Origin of the sequence: Candidatus Colwellia aromaticivorans (genome assembly GCF_003333305.1) — a bacterium.
GTDB classification, from domain to species: domain Bacteria; phylum Pseudomonadota; class Gammaproteobacteria; order Enterobacterales; family Alteromonadaceae; genus Colwellia; species Colwellia aromaticivorans.
Genome location: NZ_QOLD01000044.1, coordinates 1 through 5,512, shown reverse-complemented (window position 1 = coordinate 5,512; position 5,512 = coordinate 1). Strand labels below are relative to the sequence as shown.

General features: G+C 37.1%; 7 protein-coding genes and 2 rRNA genes. 2 read left to right on the top strand and 7 right to left on the bottom strand.

Translation table 11 applies throughout. From position 1 onward, the window contains the following. A partial coding sequence (locus DWA31_RS06180; protein ID WP_114325752.1) for an IS4 family transposase occupies positions 1-654 on the top strand: 654 nt, incomplete at its 5' end. Positions 655-771: 117 nt separating this feature from the next. Here the strand turns inward: DWA31_RS06180 and DWA31_RS17935 are convergent. After that, complete coding sequence (locus DWA31_RS17935) at positions 772-927, bottom strand: hypothetical protein (RefSeq protein WP_484038969.1); 156 nt, start codon at positions 925-927, stop codon at positions 772-774. 32 nt (positions 928-959) lie between these two features. Continuing rightward, complete coding sequence (locus DWA31_RS17930; RefSeq protein WP_114325750.1) at positions 960-1,244, bottom strand: OmpH family outer membrane protein; 285 nt, start codon at positions 1,242-1,244, stop codon at positions 960-962. A 268-nt stretch (positions 1,245-1,512) separates the two neighbouring features. Between DWA31_RS17930 and phaP the strand changes: the two genes are divergently transcribed. After that, entirely contained in the window at positions 1,513-1,845 is a 333-nt protein-coding gene (gene phaP / locus DWA31_RS06165) for a TIGR01841 family phasin (RefSeq protein ID WP_114325749.1), read from the top strand. A gap of 245 nt (positions 1,846-2,090) precedes the next feature. Here the strand turns inward: phaP and DWA31_RS17160 are convergent, their stop codons facing one another. The 5 genes from DWA31_RS17160 to DWA31_RS06145 form a co-directional block, all read right to left on the bottom strand. Further along, entirely contained in the window at positions 2,091-2,267 is a 177-nt protein-coding gene (locus DWA31_RS17160; protein ID WP_168427293.1) for a hypothetical protein, read from the bottom strand. A 107-nt stretch (positions 2,268-2,374) separates the two neighbouring features. Further along, entirely contained in the window at positions 2,375-3,316 is a 942-nt protein-coding gene (locus DWA31_RS06160) for a carbon-nitrogen hydrolase family protein (protein ID WP_114325748.1), read from the bottom strand. A 713-nt stretch (positions 3,317-4,029) separates the two neighbouring features. Beyond that, positions 4,030-4,413: a c-type cytochrome gene (locus DWA31_RS06155; protein WP_114325747.1), complete on the bottom strand. Its 384-nt coding sequence runs from the start codon at positions 4,411-4,413 to the stop codon at positions 4,030-4,032. Positions 4,414-4,900: 487 nt separating this feature from the next. Next, positions 4,901-5,015 (bottom strand): 5S ribosomal RNA (rrf, locus tag DWA31_RS06150). A 258-nt stretch (positions 5,016-5,273) separates the two neighbouring features. Next, a 23S ribosomal RNA gene (locus DWA31_RS06145) occupies positions 5,274-5,512 on the bottom strand; the annotation flags it as partial.

The following is a 5,512-nucleotide window of genomic DNA, read 5'->3' as shown; positions in this document are numbered from 1 at the left end:
GGTGGGCGTAAAGGCAGAAAAGCTCACATGATGTTAAGTTATGAATCGGTCTCGATTAAAAAACCTAAAAGAGCAGAAGGTAAAGACTCACTTGATGTCAACGTTATAATTTGTCAAGAAACAGGCGACGATATTAAAGATCCATTATGTTGGATATTATATACGAGTGAAGCAATCCATAGCCCAGCAGATGCGTTAATAATTGTTAGATATTATGAATTACGTTGGCGTGTAGAGGAGTTTCATAAAGTATGGAAGTCAGATGGTACAGATGTTGAGGGCTTAAGATTACAAAGTAAAAACAACATACAACGCATTGCTATTATTCAAGCATTTATCGCTGTACGTTTAATGCAATTACAAGAAGTCTGCCAAAATAATAAACAAGCAAAAAAAGTTAGCTGTGAAGTATGTGCAGATAAGTTAACGTGGCAGTTACTCTGGATGAAACTAAATAAAGGGGACGTTATTCCTAAGGAAACGCCTTCACTTTATTGGTTTTATTATGCTTTAGCTAAACTTGGCGGTTGGTATGATAGTAAACGAAATGGACTGGTTGGGGTAAAAGCACTGTACTCTGGCTGGTTTAAGTTAATGGAAATGGTTGAGTCTGCTGAGATATTAAAATCCATTCAGCAGACTACAGACTTGTGATCAAGAGACAGAGGTAAGGTAAATCAGGCATTGAACATCATCTTTGGCAATGCTGCCAACATATTCGGCTATTTGTTTGAGGTTAAGCATTGAAATTTGCTCGCTCAAATCAACAGATTAGTAATTTTTGTGTGCTTGCTCTAATACCTTTGTAGATATGTCGTTTTCGTTATCTACAGCATAGGCAAGGTTTTCACGTCTAATAATGTAGTCATAACCACCTTCTATAGCTACTTTATTGATAATTTGAGAAATTAACACCTTTACTTTCATTTGCTCGTCCTCGAAACGACCTCGCATTGAGTTCAGTAATGCCTTCTCTTTTTTATTATAAGTATTTTTTTGTCTAGGACTTTTTTACGAAATTTTTCTATTTGCGTATTACTCATTGCTCCATCATTACGTTGCATTTTATCGTAATTATATTTTAAGTCCGTCTGTAATTCCTTTAATTCTTCTATTTCATTTTTAAATTCAGCTTGAAGAATGCTGTTAAGAGCTACCATTTGTGGCATCTGTGGTGTAATGGATTTGACATCAACCATGCCAATTTTTTGATCTTTAGCGACAGCGTTTCCCATTAACATCATTGACTTCGAGGGGAATAACTATCGTAAGGAAACATCGGATATAAGCGATATTGTGAACCACCGAAATAGCCCATCAATTTAATTGCTAATTGTATTCTACTTAAATAGCAAAATCTGTAGAGTGAAGTTAATGCTAATTTTAGCATTAACATAATTCAATACTTTTATGTTGCTTAGCAGCATAAAAGTATTGACGCCAATATTTTATCACTTTATACTTATTTAAAATCAATTGCTGCACCGCAATAAAATTAAAGAAGGCTTTATTATGTTTACAAAAACATCAGAAAAATTCATTACTGCTATAAAGCCATTCAATAGCCTTATAGAAATCAATACAAAATATATTGAGCAATTAATAAACCTACAAAAAACATTTTTTACTGCTATTAGTTGGGAAGTTGCAGCACAAACAAAAACATTATCAACACAAACTGATATTACTAAAGTGATTGACGATCAAAAATATTATACCGATCAGCTGCAAACAAAAGTTTCAACTTCTGCATTAAACGCGTATGACGTGGCAACAAATAGCTCAGAAGAAATTGCAAACCTTGTAACAGACTCTATCTCAGAAGCAGTCAATTTAACTAAATAGTATGAGTAGCACAGCTGGTTAGTAATGACTGTGCTGCAAAAGGTTATTTCGGCGCTACAAGCATGAAATGACACCTGATTTTGCATATCAAGAATGCGTCAAGTCGTTCTGCTGTATCAATGTAAGTCTCACTCAAATCCATACCGGTTACACGACAACCCTGTTTCTTGCGATAAACGACGAGTTGAGCCTGCTATTCCACAACCTACATCCAATATATTCATATAGAGCGTAAATTCCGCAAGTTAAATTAGCTTTTTAGTGGCAGTATCACCACGGATATGAAGTTCATCTACAGGGTGAAGATAATCTAGGGTGGTATTCGGGAAATCCTTGTCTAGATTATTAAGCCCTTCAATAATATTGTTAAATAAATCATTGGACGAGAAACAACGATAAATGTGTTGAATATATTTAACCATAATCACTATCTAATTATTTTGATTAGCAATTTCTTGTCCGTTAGCCTATACATGGCATTCGAGCTAACGGTGTCAATTTATAGAGAGTCCTGCAGAGTGACTTATATTCATGTTTGTTTAAACTTAATCGAACTTTGTAATCGAGTATCTACACTGAGTGTAAATATGTCAGGCCGAGAATAATGGCCAGCAACATCAAGTGCTCTTTTTGACGTAGCTACACGACTAGAATCAATTTCAGCAAAAAGTAATCCTTTTTCCTTTCGCATAGGTCCCGCTACAATTTCACCACCCGGAGCAATTACAACAGAGTCACCTGCGTTTATCCAATTTTCCGTATCGGGATATAACGTTTCCTTTTCAGGAAAATCATCTGGAATATCGTCGCGAGTTAACACAACACCACTACTCACCACCCAACAACGACCTTCCCGCGCAATGTGCTGCATGGTACCAATCCACCCATCGCCACTGTCATATGTGGGGGCCACATAGATTTCTATACCTTGTGAATATAGAGCATATCTTGCCAAGGGCATATAGTTTTCCCAACACAGTAATGATCCAATTTTTCCAACCGGTGTATCTACCACATTTAAACCTGAACCATCACCAAACCCCCAAACCATTCTTTCTGGGTTGGTTGGCATTAATTTCCTGTGACGATTTAAGATGCTTCCATCTTCCCCAATAATCACTACGGTGTTATATACAGTTGCTCTACTAAATTCTCCGTCTCTTTCATTCAAACCGCAGATAATCGTAATATTATTTTTCTTAGCGGCTTCACAAAGTGGGGATAGCTCATTATTGTCTATATCTACTGAGCTATTAAGTAATCGAGTATGTAGCTCTTCGCTTATTCCCCAATCTCCACCAGGGCGAAGACGCCATATCCATGCAGGGTAACCTGAAATGAAAGCCTCTGGAAAAATTACTAATTCGGCGCCACCTTCAGCAGCTTTATTGACAAGGGCAATGGCCATATTAATTGTTTTTTCTCGATCTAGTAATATTGGTGACTCTTGCACAATTGCTAATTTTTGCATAATGAACACTCTAAATTTGCGTTAAATATTACATCTACACACACATGCGGAGGTTAGCCGTCAGCTGTAAAGCTTTGTTGGTTATCGGTTTTAAATCAATTATAGGAAGGCTAGTCCTTAATTCAGTGTTACCGTCGAAAATCAGGTCAAAAAACAACTCCGACGGAACTATTTCTATCACATGTTCCGAGGAGGAGCTCAAATTGTATGTAGTATTTAGGATACCCTACAAAATAGCATTATTGAATATTAAGATCTAGGAATCGCCCTCTGTATACACTTATAGGCGGTACAGTAATTCCCATATATTGATTACATATTAGCTTAGTTCAAAATAACTGAATTTCAAATTCTTAATCTGTTCATCTTGAAATATTGACAGAAAAAATTAGAATTACTGAGGAGTATTAGTACCATGAAGAATTAATTGACAAGAAAAAATATGAGAGTGATTTATTGACTAAAGTATTCACCATTTGAACTCATGAAGTCATACGGCATTAGGGTATTAGGGTATTAGGGTATTAGGGTAACTGGTCTATTTTTAGGTTCTCTATTTCGAGGATAGCTAACAATAACAATATATTTATATTTCGTTAATTAGCTGCTACGCATCCTAATCTACCCAAAGGATTGACTATTAAATAGGTGTATTTAAAAGAGCTTTAAAATCAACTTTAAAGCTCTTTTTCATATAGATAAAAACACTCACATTATTTTAATGACTTAAGATAAGCCAATAAATAATTTTGTTCAGCTGTGTCAGTAATTTGAACATGACGCATACGTGTACCAGGCACTAGAAGATCATTACCTGCAACCCAAAGACGAATATTGGTCTCAGTCCAAGTTAAACCTGACTTTTTTAATGCTTCAGAATAGGAAAAACGAGGAAGAGATGCAGCTTTACGATTTATCACTCCAACTAAACTCGGACCAAATGTATTTTTACTGCCATCAGCTGAGTGACATGCACTACACTTTTTAAAAATTTCTTGCCCTGCGGCTTGCATCATCACTTCATTATCATCTTTCGCAAATGAAGTAAAAGAGATAGTCGCTGCTAAAAATGACATACCCAATATTTTGCTTTTCATTTTATTCCCTTTATTATATCTAAAATACTCAGTGGTATTATATTATCAATTGCCCTTTGCAGCTCTAGGTCTTAAGGATGAAATAAACCTACTCATAAAGTATGACTTTTTCAAAAACGACAGACGGCAAAAAGCCCGACTCTTTCGCTTTTTATTATAATATGAAGGTGGCTTTTCTTAAGTGAAGCTTCTCCATTATCCCCGTTCATCCTGAGCTCGTCGAAGGGTCACATGGGCTTTACTGCCACATAAGTCAACTACCCATTAGCGCACCTGAGTATTCACATTTCCCCTATCCTCGTTGATCCTGAGCTAGTTGATCCTGAGCTAGTTTATCCTGAGCTAGTTTATCCTGAGCTAGTTTATCCTGAGCTCGTTTATCCTGAGCTCGTCGAAGGGTCGAAGGGTCGAAGGGTCAAAGGGTCGAGGGGTCAAACACCAGACAGCAAAAAGCCCGCAACAATGTTGCGGGCTTTTCTAAATAGAAGCTTAGCAATGTCCTACTCTCACATGGGAACTCCCACACTACCATCGGCGCTACTGCATTTCACTTCTGAGTTCGGAATGGGATCAGGTGGGGCTACAGTGCTATTGTCGCTAAACAAAAACTTTTAATCACTCGCTTACCTTTGGTAAGTAGTAATTAGCAATCTTGGAAATTTGATATAAATTTAACAAAAGCAATTCAAGTAACACGCAGTACGTGTTTAATATTTTATTCAATGTCAAACTTTTTGACTGTGGTAAATCGCTTAATAACAACGTAATTCAAAATGATGTGTAGGTTTCCTACATGAATTTTTCATTACTAAGTTAGTAAGTGACTTTAACCTGTCAATACAAAACCACTTGGGTGTTGTATGGTTAAGCCTCACGGGTAATTAGTATCAGTTAGCTCAAGGCCTCACAACCCTTACACACCTGACCTATCAACGTTGTAGTCTCCAACGACCCTTTAGGGAGCTTAAAGCTCCAGTGAGAACTCATCTCAAAGCCTGCTTCCCGCTTAGATGCTTTCAGCGGTTATCAGTTCCGAACGTAGCTACCGGGCAATGCCATTGGCATGACAACCCGAACACCAGTGGTTCGTCCACTCCGG

Coding starts and splice junctions, on each gene's coding strand:
- DWA31_RS17935 (WP_484038969.1), bottom strand. CDS start 927: ATGAAAGTAAAGGTGTTAATTTCTCAAATTATCAATAAAGTAGCTATA.
- DWA31_RS17930 (WP_114325750.1), bottom strand. CDS start 1,244: ATGATGTTAATGGGAAACGCTGTCGCTAAAGATCAAAAAATTGGCATG.
- phaP (WP_114325749.1), top strand. CDS start 1,513: ATGTTTACAAAAACATCAGAAAAATTCATTACTGCTATAAAGCCATTC.
- DWA31_RS17160 (WP_168427293.1), bottom strand. CDS start 2,267: ATGGTTAAATATATTCAACACATTTATCGTTGTTTCTCGTCCAATGAT.
- DWA31_RS06160 (WP_114325748.1), bottom strand. CDS start 3,316: ATGCAAAAATTAGCAATTGTGCAAGAGTCACCAATATTACTAGATCGA.
- DWA31_RS06155 (WP_114325747.1), bottom strand. CDS start 4,413: ATGAAAAGCAAAATATTGGGTATGTCATTTTTAGCAGCGACTATCTCT.